Here is a 19,544-nt window from a genome sequence, read left to right on the forward strand (position 1 = left end):
GAGCCGGCCGGCCGCGCGCGCCGCGGGTGCCCCTTCACGATTGCCGCCTGTCATGAAAAAACGCCCGGCGCTGGCCGGGCATTTTTCGTCATGCGGGGCGAAACGCGGCGGCAGGCGGCATGAGGCCGCCGCGCCGCGCGGCCATCAGGTGGCTTTCTTCTTGTTGCCGATCGCCCGCGTGATGTAGTACTGCTGCGCGATCGACAGCACGTTGTTGACGACGTAGTACAGCACGAGGCCCGCCGGGAAGAAGAAGAACATCACCGAGAACGCGATCGGCATGAACATCATCATCTTGGCCTGGACCGGGTCCGGCGGCGTCGGATTCAGGCGCGTCTGCAGGAACATCGAGCCGGCCATCAGCACCGGCAGGATGAAGTACGGATCACGCTGCGACAGGTCGTGGATCCAGAGAATCCAGGGCGCGCCGCGCATTTCGACCGAGGCCAGCAGCACCCAATACAGCGAGATGAACACCGGGATCTGGATCACCACCGGCAGGCAGCCGCCGAACGGGTTCACCTTCTCGGTCTTGTAGAGCTCCATCAGCGCCGCGTTCATCTTTTGCGGATCGCTCTTGAAGCGCTCGCGCAGCTGCTGCATGCGCGGCGTGATTTCCTTCATGCGCGCCATCGACTTGTAGCTGGCTGCCGACAGCGGGAAGAACACGGCCTTGATCAGCACCGTCAGCAGCACGATCGACCAGCCCCAGTTGCCCACATAGCCGTGGATCTTCTGCAGCAGCCAGAACAGCGGCTTGGCGATGATCGTGACCCAGCCGTAGTCCTTCACGAGGTCGAGGCCCGGGGCGATGCCCTCGAGCACGCGCTCCTCCTCCGGCCCGGCGAACAGGCGTGCGGACACGTCGGCCGACTGGCCCGGCTCGATCGTCTTGACCGGCTCCTTCACGCCGATGCGGTACAGCGACGGGTCGATCTTCTCGACGTAGATATCGCGCTTGACGCCCGCCTGCGGAATCCAGGCCGACGCGAAGTAGTGCTGCACCATCGCGACCCAGCCGTTGTCCGCCGAGGTGACGTACTCGGCCTTGTTCTTGTCGATGTCGCTGAAGGTGATCTTCTGGAAGTGCTTCTGATCGGTGTAGACCGCCGGCCCGAGGAACGTATGCGAGAACAGCGGCGTTTCCACCGGCGTGCTGTCGCGCACGATTTCCATGTAGACGGTGGGCGTGACGGGGGCGGTGCCGACGTTTTCGATCTTCGTGTCGACGCCGATCACGTAGCTGCCGCGCGTGAACGTGTAGGTCTTCACGACCTTCACGCCACCCTTTTCCTGCGACTCGAACGACAGCTTCAGCGTGTCCTGGCCGGCGGCGAGCGAGCGCGGGCCGCTCAGCGGCGTGAACAGGTCGTTGTGGTTCGGGAAGTTGCCGCCCGTCACGCCGGTGCGTGCCAGGTAGGTGTGGTCCTTGGTGTGGTCGAACAGCGTGACGAACAGGTCCGGCTGCTTGCCGTCGCCCTCCTTCTTCAGCGTCAGCTTCGTCAGCGTGCCGCCGCGCGTGTCGATCTCGCCGTCATAGACGTCGGTCGAGAACGGCACGAGTTGCGCCTGGGCGATCGGCGTGGTGGCCGCGGGCGCCTGGGTCGAGGCGGCCGGCAGGGCTGCCGTCGCGCCGCTCGCCGCCGAAGCGCCGGTGTCGGCGCCGCCCTTGGAGGCCGCGACGTTGGTCTGCGTGACGTTCGGGAAGAACATCGACTGGCGTCCATGGGCACGCTGCCAGTTGTCGAACAGCATGACCGCTGACATGAAGAAGATCACCCATAGGACGGTGCGTTTGATATCCATGCGTTGTCTCAGAGTCGATGGGACGGCGCTTCAGCTTCGGTTGGAGCGCGGGTATCGGGGTTGGGAGGCGGAACCAGATCGACGCCCCCCGCGGAAAACGGATGGCACCGGCACAAGCGCCGGGCGGCAAGGTAGGTGCCGCGCGCGGCGCCATGATACTGGATTGCCTCGCGCGCGTATTCCGAACAAGAAGGATAAAAACGGCAACGGCTGCCGAGCAGCGGGCTCACGGCAGCCTTGTAGAAACGCAGCAACGCGATCAATACCGTTTGCATAACTGTCGACGCTTCGCGCGCCGCCATGTGGCCGGCCGGACCAGCCCGCCAGCCGAACCTCGGGAACCTCAGCCGGACGCCGGTCCGGCCCCGCCGGGACCGCGCCGGGCGACCTCGCGCGCGGCCTTGTCGAGCAGCTCGCGAATCTCGCCTTCGCAGAGCGCCGCGAGCGGCGCGGAGGCCGCGCTCGGCATCGCCTTGCGATCGAAGCGCGCGTGCAGGCGCAGCAGGATGTCCCAGCCCGCGAACTCGGCGCGCCGCAGACGAAACGCCTCGCGGGCGAGCCGCTTCACCAGGTTGCGCGTGACCGCGCGCGGCGCCTGCTTCTTGCCGACCACGAGGCCCAGACGCGCATCGCCGCCCGTCGGCTTGCCGTACACGACGAAGTGCGCGGAGCGCCGCCAGGGGCGCAAACGAAAAACGGATGAGAATTCATCCGTTTTCAGAAGTCGCGCAGCTTTCGGGAACGTCGCGCCCGCCGGCAACGGATCGATGCGCGGGCCTGCGACTGCCTCGCCCGCCTCGCCGCGGACGGCGGACACGGCGCTTCGCCCGGCCTTAGATGGCGAGACGCTTGCGGCCCTTCGCACGGCGCGCGTTGATGACCTTGCGGCCGCCCGCCGTCTTCATGCGAACGCGGAAGCCATGGGTGCGCTTACGGCGCGTCACGGAAGGTTGGTAGGTACGTTTCATGTTGCTCTCACTTGTTCGAGAATGTACGGAATCAGGGGACCGCGTGCCCGATCCTTCAGGCCACCGGGCGAACGCAATCGCCGAAAATCTAGGATTGGTTTTCGCGGAACCCGCTATTTAAACCGTTTTTCTGTGGATGGTCAATACTTTAGCCCCATCCGCGCGCCCTGCCCGGCTACCGCCGCCCCCACCCGCCCCAACGACGCATCCCTGTGGATAACTCCCTCGCCACCGGCTTTTGGCGTTAGAATCTCGCCTTATCTCCAAGAATCCCGCACGCCGCTCCGGCCCGACCTGTGCCCCAAACCCCTTGCGGCACGCGCCTCCGGAGCCTGCTCGCTCGGCCGCACGGGCCTTGTCGGCGACCCGCGACAAGGGCGGCCTCGGCCGCGGTGCAACCCAAGAATGACAGCAACTCGATGAACGATTTCTGGCAACACTGTTCCGCCCTGCTGGAGCGTGAATTGACGCCCCAGCAGTACGTGACGTGGATCAAACCGCTGGCGCCGGTGGCGTTCGACGCCACCGCACAGACGCTGTCCATTGCCGCCCCCAACCGCTTCAAGCTCGACTGGGTCAAAAGCCAGTTCTCGGGCCGGATCTCCGATCTGGCCCGGGATTTCTGGAAGGCCCCGATCGACGTCCAGTTCGTGCTCGACCCGAAGGCCGGCGCGCGCGGCAGCGCTCCGGCGGTCGCGCCACGGCCGTCGGTGGGCGCGACCGCTGCGGCCACCGGCATGGCGCCGGCGGCGCCCGCCGCGAAGCCGGCGGCCGCACCCGAGGTGATCGCCCAGGCCGCGCCGAATCCGGCCGTCGCCGCGGCGCAGGCCGCGCAGGCGGCCGCCCACGCGGCGGCCCAGGCCGCCGCGCTGAACGCCGACGACGCCGCCGACCTCGACCTGCCGAGCCTGACCGCGCACGAGGCCGCCGCCGGCCGTCGCACCTGGCGGCCCGGCAGCGGCGCACCCGCGGCCGGCGGCGACGCGGCCGATTCGACCTACGAGCGCTCGAAGCTGAACCCGGTGCTGACCTTCGACAACTTCGTCACCGGCAAGGCCAACCAGCTCGCGCGCGCCGCGGCGATCCAGGTCGCCGACAACCCCGGGGTGTCGTACAACCCGCTGTTCCTCTACGGCGGCGTCGGCCTCGGCAAGACCCACCTGATCCACGCGATCGGCAACCAGCTGCTGCTCGACAAGTCCGGCGCGCGAATCCGCTACATCCACGCCGAGCAATACGTGTCGGACGTGGTAAAGGCCTACCAGCGCAAGGCGTTCGACGACTTCAAGCGCTACTACCACTCGCTCGACCTGCTGCTGATCGACGATATCCAGTTCTTCTCGGGCAAGTCGCGCACGCAGGAGGAATTCTTCTACGCGTTCGAGGCGCTGGTCGCCAACAAGGCGCAGGTGATCATCACGAGCGACACCTATCCGAAGGAAATCTCGGGCATCGACGACCGCCTGATCTCGCGCTTCGATTCGGGCCTGACCGTGGCGATCGAGCCGCCCGAGCTCGAGATGCGCGTCGCGATCCTGATGCGCAAGGCGCAGTCGGAGGGCGTGAGCCTGTCCGAGGACGTCGCGTTCTTCGTCGCCAAGCACCTGCGCTCGAACGTGCGCGAGCTCGAGGGCGCGCTGCGCAAGATCCTCGCGTATTCGAAGTTCCACGGCCGCGAGATCTCGATCGAGCTGACCAAGGAAGCGCTGAAGGACCTGCTGACGGTGCAGAACCGGCAGATCTCCGTGGAGAACATCCAGAAGACCGTTGCCGACTTCTACAACATCAAGGTCGCCGACATGTACTCGAAGAAGCGCCCGGCGAACATCGCGCGGCCGCGCCAGATCGCGATGTACCTGGCCAAGGAGCTGACCCAGAAGAGCCTGCCCGAGATCGGCGAGCTGTTCGGCGGGCGCGACCACACCACGGTGCTGCACGCGGTGCGCAAGATCGCCGACGAGCGCGGCAAGGATGCCCAGCTGAACCACGAGCTGCACGTGCTCGAGCAGACGCTGAAGGGATGATCGCGGCGCGATGTGCGGGTGCCTTCGCGCGCGCGATGTGATACGCCGATCCCGGCCGAATTGAAAGGGGCGGTTCGGTTTTGAGGCACAATACAGGTTTATGACCGCCCTGGCGGCGGGAAGGCAGCGGCCCGCCGGGTGGGCGTTGCGTGGCTTGCAGGCCGTTAATTCAACGAAGGAACTCTATGCAACTGGTCAAGACCGAACGAGACACTCTCCTCAGGCCGCTGCAAACCGTAAGCGGTATCGTCGAACGCCGCCATACGCTGCCGATCCTCGCGAACCTGCTGATCACGAAGACGGGTTCCGACGTATCGTTCCTGTCGACCGACCTCGAACTCCAGATCACCACGCGCGCCGATTTCGGCGTCGGCGGCGAGCAGGTCGCGACCACCGTGGCCGCCCGCAAGCTGCTCGACATCCTGCGCGCCATGCCCGACGGCCAGGTCACGCTGTCGCTCGCCGACAAGCGCCTGACGGTGCAGTCCGGCAAGAGCCGCTTCGCGCTGCAGACGCTGGCCGCCGACGAGTTCCCGACCGTTGCGCAGTCGAAGGACTTCGGCGCGAGCCTCGCGGTGCCGCAGAAGGCGTTCCGCCAGCTGCTCGGGATGGTCTACTTCGCGATGGCCCAGCAGGACATTCGCTATTACCTGAACGGCATGCTGCTGGTGGTGGACGGCGACCAGCTGATGGCCGTGGCCACCGACGGCCACCGTCTCGCTTACTCGTCGATGAAGATCGACGGCGGCACCTTCCCGCGTCAGGAAGTGATCGTGCCGCGCAAGACCATCCTCGAACTGCAACGCCTGCTCGAGGACATCGACGACGTCGTCAACATCGACATCGCGCAGACCCAGGCCAAGTTCACGTTCGGCCAGGTCGAACTGGTTTCGAAGCTGGTCGAGGGCAAGTTCCCGGACTTCCAGCGCGTGATCCCGAAGGCGCACAAGAACACCTTCACGATCGGCCGCGAGGAACTGCAGCGTTCGCTGCAGCGCGCCGCGATCCTGACCTCCGATAAGTTCAAGGGCGTGCGCTGCATCGTCGCCCCGGGCCAGCTGAAGATCATGTCGACCAACGCCGACCAGGAAGAGGCGCAGGAAGAGCTCGAGATCGCGTACCAGGGCGACACGGTGGACATCGGCTTCAACGTCACGTACCTGCTGGACGTGCTCGCGAACCTGAAGGTCGAGAACATCCAGGTGAGCCTCGGCGACGCCAGTTCGAGCGCGCTGATCACGATTCCCGAGATCGACGAGTTCAAGTACGTGGTCATGCCGATGCGCATCTGAGCGCGCTCGACACATCGACACACCAAGGGGCGGCACGCCCCTTTGGCGTTTTTATGGCAAATACGGGCCCGCGTCCGGCCGGCCGCCTCGCGCGGCGTTTTCCGGCCGTTTCTCCGTTTCGAACAGCCCGTTTCGCACCCCGAACGGCGCGAACGGATCATTCGACGGGCCTCGTTTTCCTGACAGAAGCACCGGGCCGCAGCACTTCGTGGCGGCCAGCAGAACCGGAAGACATCCATGACTGAACAGCACAATTCGCAGCCCGACAACAGCAGCTATGGCGCCTCGTCGATCCAGATCCTCGAGGGTCTGGAAGCGGTCCGCAAGCGGCCCGGGATGTACATCGGCGACACGTCTGACGGCACCGGTCTGCACCATCTCGTGTTCGAGGTGCTCGACAACTCGATCGACGAGGCGCTGGCCGGCTATTGCAACGACATCCACGTGACGATCCACGCGGACAACTCGATCTCCATCACCGACAACGGACGCGGCATCCCGACCGACGTGAAGCTCGACGACAAGCACGAGCCCAAGCGCAGCGCCGCCGAGATCGTGATGACCGAGTTGCACGCCGGCGGCAAGTTCGACCAGAACAGCTACAAGGTGTCGGGCGGCCTGCACGGCGTGGGGGTGTCGTGCGTGAACGCGCTGTCGAGCTGGTTGCGCCTGGTGGTGCGCCGCAACGGCAAGAAGCACTTCATGGAGTTCCACCGCGGCGTCGCGCAGAACCGCGTGCTCGAGACGCGCGACGGCGTGGAAGTGTCGCCGATGGAGGTCGTCGGCGAGACCGAGAACCGCGGCACCGAAGTGCATTTCATGGCCGATCCGACCATCTTCGGCACCGTCGAATACCACTACGACATCCTCGCCAAGCGGATTCGCGAGCTGTCGTTCCTCAACAACGGCGTGCGCATCCGCCTGACCGACCAGCGCAGCGGCAAGGAAGACGATTTCGCGTTCGTGGGCGGCGTGAAGGGCTTCGTCGAGTACATCAACAAGACCAAGAGCGTGCTGCACCCGACCATCTTCCACATCATCGGCGAGAAGGACGGCGTGGGGGTGGAAGTGGCGATGCAGTGGAACGACAGCTACAACGAGAACGTGCTGTGTTTCACCAACAACATCCCGCAGCGCGACGGCGGCACCCACCTGACCGGCCTGCGCGCGGCGATGACGCGCGTGATCAACAAGTACATCGTCGACAACGAGATCGCCAAGAAGGCCAAGGTGGAGACGTCGGGCGACGACATGCGCGAAGGGCTCTCATGCGTGCTGTCGGTGAAGGTGCCGGAGCCGAAGTTCAGCTCGCAGACCAAGGACAAGCTGGTTTCGTCCGAGGTGCGCGCGCCGGTGGAGGAGGTGGTGGCCAAGGCGCTCGAGGAATTCCTGCTCGAGACGCCGAACGACGCGAAGATCATCTGCAGCAAGATCGTCGAGGCCGCGCGCGCGCGCGACGCCGCGCGCAAGGCGCGCGAGATGACGCGCCGCAAGGGCGTGCTCGACGGCGTCGGCCTGCCGGGCAAGCTCGCCGACTGCCAGGAGAAGGATCCGGCCAAGTGCGAGATCTACATCGTCGAGGGCGACTCGGCCGGCGGCTCCGCGAAGCAGGGCCGCGACCGCAAGTTCCAGGCGATCCTGCCGCTGCGCGGCAAGGTGCTGAACGTCGAGAAGGCGCGCTACGACAAGCTGCTGTCGTCGGAGCAGATCGTCACGCTGGTGACCGCGCTCGGCTGCGGGATCGGCAAGGACGACTACAACCTCGAGAAGCTGCGCTACCACCGCATCATCATCATGACCGACGCGGACGTGGACGGTGCGCACATCCGCACGCTGCTGCTCACGTTCCTGTATCGCCAGATGCCGGACATGATCGAGCGCGGCTACGTGTACATCGCGCAGCCGCCGCTGTTCAAGGTGAAGGCCGGCAAGGACGAGCGCTACCTGAAGGACGAGGGCGAGCTGAACGCGCACATGCTGCGGCTCGCGCTGCATGGCTCGGAACTGCAGCCGGGCGGCGAGGCCGCGGCGATCTCGGGCGACGCGCTCGGGGCGCTGGCGCGCTCGTACCTGCTGTCGCGCGGGGTGGTGGAGCGGCTGGGGCGCCTGTACGACCCGGCCGCGCTCGAGGCGATCATGGATGGCGTGGCGATCGATCTGGCCGGCGAGCAGGCCGCGACGGCCTCGGCCGAGGCGCTGCAGGCCGCGATGCTCGCGGGCGATTCGATGAAGAACGAAGTGCGTGTGAAGACGCGCTACGACGAGGCGCGCGAGCACTGGTCGCTGCGCATCGAGCGACCGCACCACGGCAACGTGCGGATTTCGGTGATCGACGAGGAGTTCCTGCTCACGGCCGACTACAAGCAGCTGGTCAGCACCGCCGATACGTTCAAGGACCTGATCGGCGAGGGCGCGCTGATCAAGCGCGGCGAACGCAGCCAGGCCGTGAAGGACTTCAAGAGCGCGATGCAGTGGCTGATGGCGGATGCGGAGCGCAACGTGTCGAAGCAGCGCTACAAGGGGCTGGGCGAGATGAACCCCGAGCAGCTTTGGGAGACGACGATGGATCCGAACGTGCGGCGTTTGCTGCGCGTGCAGATCGAGGATGCGATTGCCGCGGACGGAATCTTCACGACGCTGATGGGCGATGAGGTGGAGCCGAGAAGGGCGTTCATCGAGTCGAACGCGCTGCGGGCGGGGAATATTGATGTTTGAGGGGTGTGTAGGTAAACACATAACCTGAGAAAACGAGGCCCATGAGTTGAGGAATTTATGGGTCTTTTCTATTGGTAGATTGGGCTTATCGAGAATTCGTCGACGCGCATAGTTGCTCTTCGAATATTTCCGAGAACCTGGCCATTGACGTCTTTCAGCTCGATGTGAACAAAACGCGGACAGCAATAAGAGTCGCTAACACAAGTCATCCACGAATCTGGAGCAGATGACGGCGGCAGCCAGGACAAGCAGAGCGGTATGAATATCGAGGCGTCGTTCGAAGCGAATTCGGAGCTTGCCGAATCCGGCGAACCAGGCATGCGTACGCTCGACGAATCGCTTTTTCATTGCCGTTCCTCTCTGGAACGGACTCTGCACCGTCACCGTACTAAACGCGGCGAGCAGGTCAAAACCACCTGGCGGACTGCTGGGACGCGATGACCTTCATTCAGCCACGTAGCAATAGGTATGCAACGAAGATTCCGATGAGCACCGCCCCAGCGCCGTAGAACACCGGCTTGTTTCGGAGCACATCGAGCTTGGAAGTCAGCGGCTCGTTTTCCCCGTCGAGGTCCCAGTAGTCGATGCCCGGGTCACCTGTGAGATTGATGGTAATCAACAAGGCAGCGCAGACGAAGAGCCCAAAAAGAATAACGAATATTGGCGTCGACATTTTCGGCGTTCCGCTTAATCGTTCAGCCAGTGCATGAAAACAGGTAGTTCTTCTTGATACATGTCGTTTCCAACCTCGGCAGCCATCCCCCCAAGGTTACACGCGCTGATGGTTCCAGCCGAAGCTCTTCACATTGCGCAGGTATAGGAAACACAGGCCAAAGCCTCAATTGCGATGACTGTCTGTCAGCCGTAGCAGCCAGTCGGCAATCTGCTCGTTCTCTGCATTGCGCTGCCGCTCATAGCGGTAGCACGTCTGGCTTACACCAAACGCCTCGCATGCGAGCCGGATAGAGACGCCCCGGCTCGCTACTGCTGCTCTGGCCACCTAGCGGCGAGTAGATGGCCTCAGTTTTTTACTAGCGCCTCTGCGACGATCTCCGCCTTGATCTTCTCTTCGACGTACACCTTGCGCAGTCGCGCGTTCTCCGTTTCCAACTCCTTCATCCGCGCCGTCAGCGACACGTCCATTCGCCGTACTTGCTGCGCCAGTTATAGAACGTCGCCGTGCTGATGCCCGGTTCCCGGCAAATCTCCGGCACCGCCACCCCAGCTTCCGCACGCTTGAGCGCATCCATGATCTGGCTATCCGTGAATTTCGACTTCTTCATCGCGTAAAACTCCCTTTGCCGGAAATTCTACTTCTGATACCGCTTACTGAACGGAAGGATTACCGGAACATTGAGTTACTATGAGAAAACGAAGCAAAACCATGCGAACCCCAGATCTACCGCAATGGTTATAGAAGTACTTGAGGAAATTGATAGGAGCCGATAGCAAAATGAAGCGCAAAAATTTATCACTTATCGTCGTTACTGTCATGTCGCTGGCAAGCGCATCACCCATCAAAACCGCATGGGCTGAATCCGATTCTGCGATAGCCTTTAGTAAAGTTGAAATAGATTATCCCAGAGACGAATGTTCGTTCAAATATTCTCCCGTCGATTTTTGTGACAACAAGCATATCAAGGAATACAATTCAGCGCTTCAAACAAAACCCGCGAACTTCAATTCAAACTAAATTCTTCTTCCAATCAAGGAATGGGACGACGAGAGGTCATTGGTCGCGATCGACAAGAGAAGCGGAGTGGTCTATCCAGTGCCGATCGATTCCTACTTTGATACGCCAAAGGGAAACGGTGTCCCGGAACGGCGTGCCAAACTGAAATTCTCAAAGCAGAGAAATGAGGTGTGTATATATGGAACTATTCTAGTTTACAGGGCAAATGGAACTGGAAAATTCTGCTTCCAGCTGGAAGGAAATAAATTCGTGGGCTATCACACCACTTACATGGGCCACGACACGCCGTGATGAATCTGATTCGAGATGTCGCCTGGCTCGTTCGGACAGGTTCTCGATATTTTTAAGTGGAGTGTCCGAGGCAGTCATGCTGCCGATTTGATCGCAGGCAGCGCCGCGAAGTATGCCTCGCCTGGCGTCCGATCTGCCAAGCTCGAATGGGACCGTTTCCGGTTGTACGGCTCGATGTATTCGCCGATGGGAACGCAGGGCATGGCTGACCGACTCGTACGCTTTCCGTTAGACCTCTTCGTACGTGATGCTGCGCCCAACCCGCTCGACGAACACGTTATCGCGCCAGCTTCCTTGCCGTCCATCGGTAGCCCGATGCCCGGTCCAGCACGGCCCGGTGAACGCGCCCGCCGTGAACTGGCTGCCCTGGCCGGTGTCCCCGATGTCGGGCAGCACGTAACGGGCGAACGCTTTCTCCAGTGCGTCAACGGCATGCACGGCTTCCAGCGTGATGGCGCCCCGATGCGAGAGCATCTTCTCGCCCAATCCACCGCCGCCGGCAGATACACGAAACCACTTGCCATCGGAATGTACGCCGTGTCGAGTGCCCACGCCTGGCTAGCCCGCTCGATCTTCAGGCAGCGCAGCAGATACGGCCAGATTTTGTGCTGCGCATTGCGGCGGCTCGTGTTGGTTTGCAATACAGCGCCTCCACGCCCATGCGCTTCATCAACGTGCGCACGCGACGGCGCCCCACTTCACGGCCTTTCCGGCGCAACAGGCGCGCAAGCATCCGTGCGTCGGCAAACGGAAACTCCATGTACGATTCGTCGATGCGGCGCATCAGCAACTGTTCAGCCTCGCTGACCGGCTGCGCTCGGGTAATACATGCTCGATCTCGCGATGCCAACCAGCCGCGTCTGTTGCGAAACCGGCAGCGTATGCGTATGGTCGATCATCGCTTTACGCTCAGCAATCCCGACTTGGTGAGCGTGCCGCTTAAAAATCATTCTCCTGCGCCAATTGGCCGATCTTTGCATGCAGCGTACATCCACCGGTGGCTCGCTCGGCGGCGCGCCTGCCGCGCCAAACACGTCCGTCGCGCGCTCCTGCAACTGCCGCTTCCATTCCGTGATCTGGTTCGGATGCACATCGAACTGCTGCGCCAGTTCGGCCAGCGTGAGCTCGCCCTTGACCGCCGCCAGGGCCACTTTCGCTTCGAACACCGCTGAGTGCGTCCGTCGGGTTCTGTTCGTCATCTTTTCGGTTCCTTTGCCTGCATTATCGCTGGCTCAGGCCCCGGGCATTCCACTTACCCGACTGTCCGAATTCGCGCGGCCACCTCTTTGTCGAGCTTGGCCCAGTACCCTGATTGAGTCAACGGCAACCGCGCGCAGACGTCATTCAAAAAGCCAGCATTACTGGCTACAGATGCGCGAAAGGCACGTGCCGTTCGCATACACGAAACGACGCGATGATTGGTGCCTCCCATGCCGGGAAAATGTATGATACAGCTTCAGGAAGCATAAAATTAATAACCTCTCGAAATCATCATGAAGAAATTAATTCTCCTGATCCCCTTGCTAACCCCCATCATTTCATTTGCTGGTGAATTCATTGGCGGCGGAAATGTTTACAATGACTTAGCCTGCACCAGCCGGGATTTGGTTGCCTCGAAAAAAGAACTCAACGAAATCTACCGGAAAATATACGCATCGACGCAGTACAAAGACGAGCTCGATCGTTCCCAGAAAGCTTGGCTCAACTACAGGGAAAAAGAATGCAACGGCTATGTTGCGGCCGAGGCTTCGCAATCTCAGGGAGCCGGGCCGGGCTTAATCGTCAAGGACTGCCTCGTCACGATCACCAGACAACGAGTTGATTATCTGAAGCGTTTTCTCGAGAGGTAGGAAAGGCTCCCGAAGGAGCCTTTTCAATGCAAAAGGCCAAGCCCCGGAAAAAATCACCGCCCCCGCACCATGCTCCGCAGCACCCCGTCGCGCCGGATCAGCCCATGAAACAGCGCGGCCGCCAGATGCAGCAGTACCGTGGCGAACAGCACGAACGCCAGCACCTCATGCGCGTTGCGCAGCCACGCAAACGCCACCGGGTCCGCCGCCACCAGCGCCGGCAGCCGCACCCCGCCGCCCAGCACCACCGGATACCCGCCGGCCGACAGCATGGCCCAGCCGATCAGCGGCATCGCCACCATCAGCGCATACAGCACCCAATGCGACAGGTGCGCGGCCGCCTTCTGCCACCAAGGCAGATCGTCCGGCAGCGGCGGCGCCCCGCGCCTGAGCCGCACCACCAGCCGCACGATCACCAGCACCAGGATCGCGATTCCGAGCGGCTTGTGAATCGCCACCAGCACCGTGTGCCGGGCCGACACCGAGCCCACCATGCCCACCCCGATGAACAGCATCGCGATGATCAGCATGGCCATCAGCCAGTGCAGCGCCCGCGCGAGCGGGCTGAATCCCGAAGGAGAGGAAGTGGGGTTCATCATCGTGCCTCCGGCGCGGCGCGGGCATAACCGGGCACGCCGGCTTCCTCGCTGGTGCGCAGCTTGTACGAATCGGCATAGGCCGCCGAGCGCGCCGCCAGCAGCGGGTCGCCGGACGGCTCGATGCCCGTCGGCAGTACCGTCGGGTCGTAGTTGATGTCGCGGCACGGCCCGCTGTCCTGCGCCTCGGCGCGGTCGAGCACCAGCGTGCCGATGTCGAGGGTCTTGCGATCGGCGGGCCAGTTGCGCGTCGCGTCGTTCACGGGGTCGCCTGGGTTCGCGAACGTCACGAGCCAGTGCCAGCGCTGCGGCCCGCTGCCGAGCCGCTCGGCCAGATCCGCTTGCAGCACGTTCGCGCCGCTCGCCACGCCGGCGCCGTCGGTCTGCTCGGGCACCACGCGCCAGCGCACCGCGTGCTTCATGCCCTGCGCGTCCACGAAATAAAACGCGTTGATGCCGTAATAGGTCTCGGTGGCAAAGCTCGCGCTCGGCTTGGCGGTCTTCACCCAGGCGCGGAACGCGGCGGTCTCCGGATGCGCGGCGAAGAACGCCCCGACCTTCTTCGGATCGGGCTTGCCGGTGGCGGGATCGGGCCGCGTCGCGACGGTCTGCTCGTAGAACGCGCGCGGCGTCGCGACCGGGAACACCGGCATCGCGTTCATGCCGGTGCGCCATTGCTCGCCGTCGGGCGCGGTCAACCGCAGCGCGAGGCTGCGGATCGGCACGCTGGTGTCGGGCGCATAAGGGTTGCCGCCGGGCAGCGCGAAGCGCCCGACCACGGGCGTGCGCACGCCGGCGCCGAAGAACGGCGCGCTGGACCATGCGGCGCCGTCGCCGTTGCTCTCGAAGTAGCCGGTCACGCAGATGCCCTTGGCGTGGTTGCGGCGGAAGCCGGGATGCAAGCCGCCGTTGGCCTGCAGCGCGGCGACGATGCGCTGCGGCGTGAGCCGGTGCGGCGCGAGCCAGCCGGCGGTGTAGCCGAACGCGGCGGCGGCGGCCGCGACGGTGCCGCCGATCACGGCCCAGCGCCAGACCTGGCCGCCGCGCGGGCTCGATGGGGGAGGATGCGTCATGGAATTCGCTCCTGACCTTCGGTCGTTGAGGGGACTCGGATGAGACGACCGGCCCGGCGGTTTATTCCACGGCCGCCACGCATTCCGCGGCCCCGGCAGACGGATGGCCCGAGATAGCGCCGGCCGCGCCGGCACTTCGGGAATAAACTGCGCTGACCGGCGTCTCACCTCGACATCCACCCGTGCCGCCCGGCGGCCCACCATGCCCTCAGCCGACCTAGACGATTGCCTGCGCGAGCTGCTGCCGCGGCTGCGGCGCTTCGCGCTGTGGCTGACCCGCGATGCGCACACGGCCGACGATCTGGTCCAGGCCTCGCTCGAACGCGCGCTGACGCACTGGGCGGACCGCCGCGACGACGACGCGCTGCGCAGCTGGCTGTTCACGATCCTGTACCGCCAGTTCCTCGATTCGCGGCGCAGCGCGAAACGCTATGCCGGGCTGCTCGGCCGGATCCGCGAGGACGACGAGCCGCAATGGCCGTCGGCCGAGGATCAGGCGGTGGCGCGCTCGATGCTCGGCGCGTTCGGCAAGCTGACGGCCGAGCAGCGCAGCCTGCTGCTGCTGGTGGCGGTGGAAGGCTTCAGCTACCGCGAGGTGGCCGAACTGCTCGAGGTGCCGATCGGCACCGTGATGTCGCGCCTGTCGCGCGCGCGCGCCGCGTTGCGCGCGCTCGGCGACGGCCAATCTCCCGCTCCCTCGCTGCGATTGATGAAATGAACATTCCGCCCGACGACCACGATCTCCATGCCTATGTCGACGGCCGCCTCGACGCGAACGAGCGCGCCGCGCTCGAGCGCTGGCTCGACCACCATCCCGAGCGCGCCGGGCAGGTGCGCCAGTGGCGCCGCGATACGCAGCAGCTGCGCGCGGCGCTCGACGGCCTCGCGCTGCCGCCGGCCACGCGCGAGCTCGATCCGGCCGCGCTGCGCGAGCGGCGCGGCGCGCGGCGGCGCACGCGGCTGGCGATCGCGGCCGCGCTGGTGTTGAGCGTCGGGCTCGGCGGCGGCGCAGGCTGGCAAATGCGCGGCTGGCAGATGCAGGGCGCCGGCTCCCAGCCGCTCGCCTCGCTCGCGATGCCGGCGGCCCCGATGGGCGACGCGCTGACCGCCTACCGGATGGTGGTGGAGCGCAGCGCGCGCGTGGATCTGGCCACGCACCGGACGGCCGATCTGCAGGCCTGGCTCGACCGCGCGGTCGGCAAGACGGTGCGGCTGCCCGACCTGAGCCGGGCCGGCTTCACGCCGGTGGGCGGGCGCCTGTTCGCGACCGAGGACGGTCCGTCGGCGATGGTGCTCTACGAGGACGGCGCGGGCCGCGCGGTCAGCTTCTACGTCCGCCCGCCGGGCGGCCGGCGCCTGCTGCTGAAGGACGGCTCGCGTCGCGACGGCGCGCTCGTGGCCCAATACGGTTCGCAGCGCGGCTACAACTACGCGCTCGTCGCGCCCACCGACGGCGTCGACGACGCCGCGCTCGCGAACGCGCTGGCCGTCACGCGCGGCTAGGCATCCATCCCGCGCGCCGCACAGCGCAACACAGAGGATTCGCTGTGGACAATTTGGGCAAAACACGGCTATCCACCGGCTGTGCGGAAAGTTGTTCTGTGCCCGCCGCGCTTGTTCGCACCGTTCCCACCCGGTTATGCGGATCGCACAGCACTGATCGGAAAGGCGGAATCGGGCTTATCCACAGCGGCAGCGGCCTTTTGTTAACTACTACTACTTGCGTATACGCGCTGGCCAAAAGCTGTGGGGATAGCGCCGCGCGTGGATAACTGCGTGCACAACCGGTTTCGAACGCTGTGAGGCCGGCGTGCCGTGATCGAAACGGCGCGCGCTCGTTTCGGGCCGGCGCCATGGGCGGCACCGCATGTCGATCCGGCTTGAAGTGGGCGACGCAGGCCCGCATACCCGGCAGGGGTCGGGTGCTCTGTCGTGCGCGCACGGATGGGCGGGTGCGGCGTGCGTGAGCCAAGGCCGGCGGGATCGGCGCCGGGGCTTTGCCGGCGCGCCCTGGCGGCGAAGCCCCGAGCATGCGGCCTTGCGGCTGGCGCGGTGGAGGTCGGCCGTGTCGGACGCGCGGCGTGCTTGTGGCCGCCGGGGGCGGCTGTGGACAACTGCCTCGAAAATGGGTGTCGCCCGCTGTGAGGCAAGCGGCGCGGGCCGGTGCCGCGCCGCTTGCCTGCTAGAACGCGAACGAGGTCTGCCCCGTCGAGCCGAGCAGTGCATCCACCGTGCGCGCGCGCACGAAATGCACCGGCGCATCGGCCCCCGCGATCGCGCGGAAGTGCGCCTCGCCGCACTGCACCTTGCGGCGCTCGCGGCCGCGCAGCTCGGCATCGTCGGTGCGGTTGTCCATCTCGACGACGTAGCACTGGCCCGGCGCACCCGGCGTCTCCACCAGCACCAGCCAGTCGGGCCGGTAGTCGCCGAGCGGCGTCGGAATCCGGAACCACGCCGGCAGCCTGGCGTAGAGCCTGACCGCGTCGGTCGCCTCCAGCGCGTCGACGAACGCGCGCTCGGCCGCCGTGCGCACCTCCACCGCGGTGTACACGGACTTGCGCAGACCCTCGCGCAAATCCTTGCGGTAGGCAATCACCGGCTCCTCCACGAAGCGCGCGAGCGGCCACACCACGCCGTCGCCGATCCGCTGGTAGGTGATCCCGTCGATCAGCGCCTGCCGCTTGCAGCGGTTGACCGCGTCGGCCGCCAGCGCGATGAACGCCTGCGGATTCACGCGGAAATCGTCGAGCCGGCCGCTGTCGGCAAGCACGGCCGCAAGCGTGCGGCGCGTGAGCTGCGTGCGGTCCTGCAGCTCGGTGAGCAGGTCGGGCAGCGCGAGGTCGCCCTCGTCGAGCACCACGGTGCCGGCCGAGGCGGTCTCGGTGGCCTCCACGCCGGCCTTGCCGATCGAGATGTCGGCCTTGCGCCATTGCAGCCGTGCGCGCGGCACCTCGGGCGCGGCGCGCAGCGCCTCGACGCTGGCCGCGACGAGCGCGGCGTCGTCGAAGCTCACGCGATAGGTGGTGCGCGCCTGCACGCGCGCCCACAGCGCGCGGAACGCCTCGCCGAACACCACCGGCTCGCCGTCGGCGCCGCGGCGCGGCTCGAGCTGCCGGCGGTCGTCGGCGTTGCGCACGTCGAGCCGGCCCGACAGCTTGCGCAGCAGTTCGACGATGCGCGGGCGCAGCGGCTCGAAGGCCGCCGGCAGGGGCAGCACGCCGCCCTTCAGCACGATCTTCAGCGCGTCGAGCACCTTGCCCTGGGCGTCGAGGAAGCCGGCCTCGTGCAGATGCGTCCACAACGCGGCCGAGCGCTCGGCGCCGAGCGGTGCGGGCGTGCCGTCCTCGCGCGTCACCGGCAGGGCCGCGAACTGGTGCGTGCCGACCACCCCGAAACGAATCCCGGTGTCGGCCTCGATCTCCTTCTGCAGATGGGCGGCGAACTGCTCGTAGCTCTCGGTCGCGATCACGGTGAGCGTGTTGACGTCGAAGCCCCGCACCCGTTCGCCGCGCTGGTCGACGGCGAGCCGCAGCCCGCGCCCGATGGTCTGGCGGCGCTCGCGCTCGGTGCGGATGTCGCGCAGCGTGCAGATCTGGAACACGTTCGGATTGTCCCAGCCCTCCTTCAGCGCCGAGTGCGAGAAGATGCAGCGCAGCGGCGTGGCGAACGACAGCAGCCGCTCCTTCTCGCGCATGATGAGGCCGTAGGCCCGCTCGGCGTTCTCGCGGCCGCTGGCGTTGCTGTCGCTGGTCTCGGTCCAGCCGCCCTTGCGGTCGATCGAGAAATAGCCGTCGTGGACGGCCGCCACGTCGCGCTCGGCGTCGAAGCCGGCGAACAGCGCGCGATAGGCGGGCAGCTTCGCGGCGCGTCGGTACTCGTCCTCGAAGATCGCGGCATAGGGGCCCTTCACGGCGTGGCCGCCGCGATCGTAGCGCCGGTAGCGCTCGACGCTGTCGACGAAGAACAGCGACAGCACCTTGACGCCGAGCGGTGTCAGCCGCAGCTCCTTGTCCAGGTGCTCGCGAATCGTGCGGCGGATCATCTCGCGCTGGATGGCGAGCGGATCGACGTCGCCGTGCGCGTCGCCCACGGCGAGGAAGGTCTCGCCGCCGGGATAGCGCAGCTCGACGAATTCGGCGCCGCGCGTGGTGTCGATCTCGCCGATCCGGTAGTCGCCGTACACGGCGCGGCGCGTCACGCGTTCGAGCAGGTCGCCGTCGCCGACGCTGACGATCTGGCGCTCGACGCCGCCCGGGGTGGCCACGTCCAGCTCCACGCGCGCGGCGATGCTGCCGCGCCGGTTGCTGACCGACACGAGCCGCACGTAGGGCTTGTTGTGCGCATCCTCGACGGTGGCCGAGGCCACCTCGATCTGCTTGACGAGGCGCCGCTCGTAGGCGTCCACGGCGTCGAGCCGGTACACCATCTGGTGCGGGTCCGCGTGAGTCGCCGAATAGCGCAGCGTGCAGAGCGGCGCCATCGCCTCGAGCGCTTCCTTGCCGCGCCCGTCGAGCCCGCCGTCCACGCTCTGCGGCTCGTCGACGATCAGGATCGGACGGGTGGCGCGGATCAGATCGATCGGCTTCTCGCCGCCGGTCTTCTCGCTCGGCTTGTAGAGGTTGTTGACGTCCTTGCGGTTGATCGCGGCCACCGTGGCCACCATGATCTGCACGGTGGCGCTGGTCGCGAAGCGGCGCACCTGGCCGAGCCGCGTCGAGTCGTACAGGAAGTAGTCGAACGGCACGCCGTCGTAGAGCCGGCGAAAGTGCGAGCGCGTGACGTCGAGCGTCTTGTGGACGCCCTCCTTGATGGCCACCGAGGGCACCACGATCACGAACTTCGTGAAGCCGTAGCGGCGGTGCAGCTCGAAGAGGGTGCGCAGGTAGACGTAGGTCTTGCCGGTGCCGGTCTCCATCTCGACCGTGAAATCGGTGGAGACGAGCGCACCCGACGGCGGCAGGCCGCCGCGTGCCTGCACCTCGGCGAGGTTGCGCGCGAGCGCGGCGGGCTCGAGCGCGAGCCGGTTGCCGACCGCGAGCGCCGTCTCGGCCACGCCGAGCGGCATCTGGCGCGCGGCGCTGGCGGTGCCCTCGCCGTCGTCATGGCCGCCGCCGGCCGCGGTCACGCTGAACGCGGCGCGCGGCGCGTCCTGGCCGCGGAACAGGTCGCAGACGGCGTCCACGGCCTCGCGCTGGTAGTCGAGATCGGCCTCGAAATGCAGCTCCATGAGCGGCGC

Annotated in this window: 14 protein-coding genes and 3 pseudogenes; 6 read left to right on the forward strand and 11 right to left on the reverse strand. The window is 65.7% G+C overall.

Translation table 11 applies throughout. The features are described 5' to 3' along the window. Nucleotides 1–144: 144 nt before the first annotated feature. The 4 genes from yidC to rpmH all read right to left on the reverse strand — a co-directional run bounded on the left by yidC (nt 145) and on the right by rpmH (nt 2,774). On the reverse strand, nt 145–1,806 hold the full coding sequence (gene yidC / locus KS03_RS17070) for a membrane protein insertase YidC (protein WP_015877347.1): 1,662 nt from the start codon (nt 1,804–1,806) through the stop codon (nt 145–147). A gap of 8 nt (nt 1,807–1,814) precedes the next feature. Then, nucleotides 1,815–2,081, reverse strand: a complete 267-nt coding sequence (yidD, locus tag KS03_RS30100; protein WP_015877348.1) for a membrane protein insertion efficiency factor YidD — start codon at nt 2,079–2,081, stop codon at nt 1,815–1,817. Nucleotides 2,082–2,149: 68 nt separating this feature from the next. Beyond that, complete coding sequence (gene rnpA / locus KS03_RS17075) at nt 2,150–2,623, reverse strand: ribonuclease P protein component (RefSeq protein WP_015877349.1); 474 nt, start codon at nt 2,621–2,623, stop codon at nt 2,150–2,152. Nucleotides 2,624–2,639: 16 nt separating this feature from the next. Next, a complete protein-coding gene (gene rpmH, locus KS03_RS17080; RefSeq protein WP_004198824.1) occupies nt 2,640–2,774 on the reverse strand; it encodes a 50S ribosomal protein L34 in 135 nt (44 codons plus the stop codon). Between the two features lie 419 nt (nt 2,775–3,193). Here rpmH and dnaA point away from each other — a divergent pair, with 419 nt between their 5' ends. The 3 genes from dnaA (at nt 3,194) to gyrB (ending at nt 8,805) form a co-directional block, all read left to right on the forward strand. Then, nucleotides 3,194–4,798 (forward strand): chromosomal replication initiator protein DnaA, encoded by a 1,605-nt coding sequence (gene dnaA, locus KS03_RS17085; protein WP_012734114.1) that lies wholly within the window; start codon nt 3,194–3,196, stop codon nt 4,796–4,798. A gap of 185 nt (nt 4,799–4,983) precedes the next feature. Beyond that, nucleotides 4,984–6,090, forward strand: a complete 1,107-nt coding sequence (gene dnaN / locus KS03_RS17090; RefSeq protein WP_012734115.1) for a DNA polymerase III subunit beta — start codon at nt 4,984–4,986, stop codon at nt 6,088–6,090. 237 nt (nt 6,091–6,327) lie between these two features. Further along, nucleotides 6,328–8,805 carry a DNA topoisomerase (ATP-hydrolyzing) subunit B gene (gene gyrB / locus KS03_RS17095; protein WP_012734116.1) on the forward strand — a complete coding sequence of 826 codons (2,478 nt, stop codon included), beginning with the start codon at nt 6,328–6,330 and terminating at the stop codon, nt 8,803–8,805. Between the two features lie 195 nt (nt 8,806–9,000). Here the strand turns inward: gyrB and KS03_RS31480 are convergent. The 4 genes and pseudogenes from KS03_RS31480 to KS03_RS30125 all read right to left on the reverse strand — a co-directional run. After that, nucleotides 9,001–9,138 (reverse strand): annotated as a pseudogene (locus tag KS03_RS31480) (IS5/IS1182 family transposase); the annotation flags it as partial. Between the two features lie 115 nt (nt 9,139–9,253). After that, nucleotides 9,254–9,478 (reverse strand): hypothetical protein, encoded by a 225-nt coding sequence (locus KS03_RS17100; RefSeq protein WP_017432601.1) that lies wholly within the window; start codon nt 9,476–9,478, stop codon nt 9,254–9,256. A 99-nt stretch (nt 9,479–9,577) separates the two neighbouring features. Continuing rightward, nucleotides 9,578–10,088: pseudogene (locus KS03_RS32870) on the reverse strand (transposase); the annotation flags it as partial. Between the two features lie 775 nt (nt 10,089–10,863). Beyond that, nucleotides 10,864–11,988, reverse strand: a pseudogene (locus KS03_RS30125) (IS3 family transposase). Nucleotides 11,989–12,282: 294 nt separating this feature from the next. Here KS03_RS30125 and KS03_RS17120 point away from each other — a divergent pair. Further along, nucleotides 12,283–12,639, forward strand: a complete 357-nt coding sequence (locus KS03_RS17120) for a lysozyme inhibitor LprI family protein (RefSeq protein WP_012734117.1) — start codon at nt 12,283–12,285, stop codon at nt 12,637–12,639. Between the two features lie 53 nt (nt 12,640–12,692). Here the strand turns inward: KS03_RS17120 and KS03_RS17125 are convergent, their stop codons facing one another. After that, nucleotides 12,693–13,238: a cytochrome b gene (locus KS03_RS17125; protein ID WP_012734118.1), complete on the reverse strand. Its 546-nt coding sequence runs from the start codon at nt 13,236–13,238 to the stop codon at nt 12,693–12,695. Continuing rightward, entirely contained in the window at nt 13,235–14,308 is a 1,074-nt protein-coding gene (locus tag KS03_RS17130; protein ID WP_012734119.1) for a catalase family peroxidase, read from the reverse strand. The genes KS03_RS17125 and KS03_RS17130 overlap by 4 nt, the downstream gene beginning before the upstream one ends. Before the next feature lie 202 nt (nt 14,309–14,510). On the opposite strand from KS03_RS17130, the gene KS03_RS17135 reads away from it, so the two are divergent. Together KS03_RS17135 and KS03_RS17140 are read left to right on the forward strand one after the other, a co-directional pair. Continuing rightward, entirely contained in the window at nt 14,511–15,026 is a 516-nt protein-coding gene (locus tag KS03_RS17135; protein WP_012734120.1) for an RNA polymerase sigma factor, read from the forward strand. Next, nucleotides 15,023–15,811 carry an anti-sigma factor gene (locus KS03_RS17140; RefSeq protein WP_012734121.1) on the forward strand — a complete coding sequence of 263 codons (789 nt, stop codon included), beginning with the start codon at nt 15,023–15,025 and terminating at the stop codon, nt 15,809–15,811. Before KS03_RS17135 ends, KS03_RS17140 begins: the two co-directional genes overlap by 4 nt. A gap of 679 nt (nt 15,812–16,490) precedes the next feature. Here the strand turns inward: KS03_RS17140 and KS03_RS17145 are convergent. Beyond that, the gene (locus KS03_RS17145; RefSeq protein ID WP_045678944.1) at nt 16,491–19,535 is read right to left on the reverse strand and encodes a type III restriction-modification system endonuclease; all 3,045 of its coding nucleotides are present in this window, start codon (nt 19,533–19,535) and stop codon (nt 16,491–16,493) included. Nucleotides 19,536–19,544 lie beyond the last annotated feature (9 nt).

The sequence above is a fragment of the Burkholderia glumae LMG 2196 = ATCC 33617 genome, from assembly GCF_000960995.1.
In the GTDB taxonomy this organism is placed as follows: Bacteria; Pseudomonadota; Gammaproteobacteria; order Burkholderiales; family Burkholderiaceae; genus Burkholderia; species Burkholderia glumae.

Excerpts from the sequence above, each read along its gene's own strand:
- KS03_RS17135 (WP_012734120.1), top strand. The coding sequence starts at position 14,511 with ATGCCCTCAGCCGACCTAGACGATTGCCTGCGCGAGCTGCTGCCGCGG.
- rpmH (WP_004198824.1), bottom strand. The coding sequence starts at position 2,774 with ATGAAACGTACCTACCAACCTTCCGTGACGCGCCGTAAGCGCACCCAT.
- yidD (WP_015877348.1), bottom strand. The coding sequence starts at position 2,081 with ATGCAAACGGTATTGATCGCGTTGCTGCGTTTCTACAAGGCTGCCGTG.
- KS03_RS17140 (WP_012734121.1), top strand. The coding sequence starts at position 15,023 with ATGAACATTCCGCCCGACGACCACGATCTCCATGCCTATGTCGACGGC.
- dnaN (WP_012734115.1), top strand. The coding sequence starts at position 4,984 with ATGCAACTGGTCAAGACCGAACGAGACACTCTCCTCAGGCCGCTGCAA.
- KS03_RS17120 (WP_012734117.1), top strand. The coding sequence starts at position 12,283 with ATGAAGAAATTAATTCTCCTGATCCCCTTGCTAACCCCCATCATTTCA.
- gyrB (WP_012734116.1), top strand. The coding sequence starts at position 6,328 with ATGACTGAACAGCACAATTCGCAGCCCGACAACAGCAGCTATGGCGCC.
- dnaA (WP_012734114.1), top strand. The coding sequence starts at position 3,194 with ATGAACGATTTCTGGCAACACTGTTCCGCCCTGCTGGAGCGTGAATTG.
- KS03_RS17100 (WP_017432601.1), bottom strand. The coding sequence starts at position 9,478 with ATGTCGACGCCAATATTCGTTATTCTTTTTGGGCTCTTCGTCTGCGCT.
- yidC (WP_015877347.1), bottom strand. The coding sequence starts at position 1,806 with ATGGATATCAAACGCACCGTCCTATGGGTGATCTTCTTCATGTCAGCG.
- KS03_RS17125 (WP_012734118.1), bottom strand. The coding sequence starts at position 13,238 with ATGATGAACCCCACTTCCTCTCCTTCGGGATTCAGCCCGCTCGCGCGG.
- KS03_RS17130 (WP_012734119.1), bottom strand. The coding sequence starts at position 14,308 with ATGACGCATCCTCCCCCATCGAGCCCGCGCGGCGGCCAGGTCTGGCGC.
- KS03_RS17145 (WP_045678944.1), bottom strand. The coding sequence starts at position 19,535 with ATGGAGCTGCATTTCGAGGCCGATCTCGACTACCAGCGCGAGGCCGTG.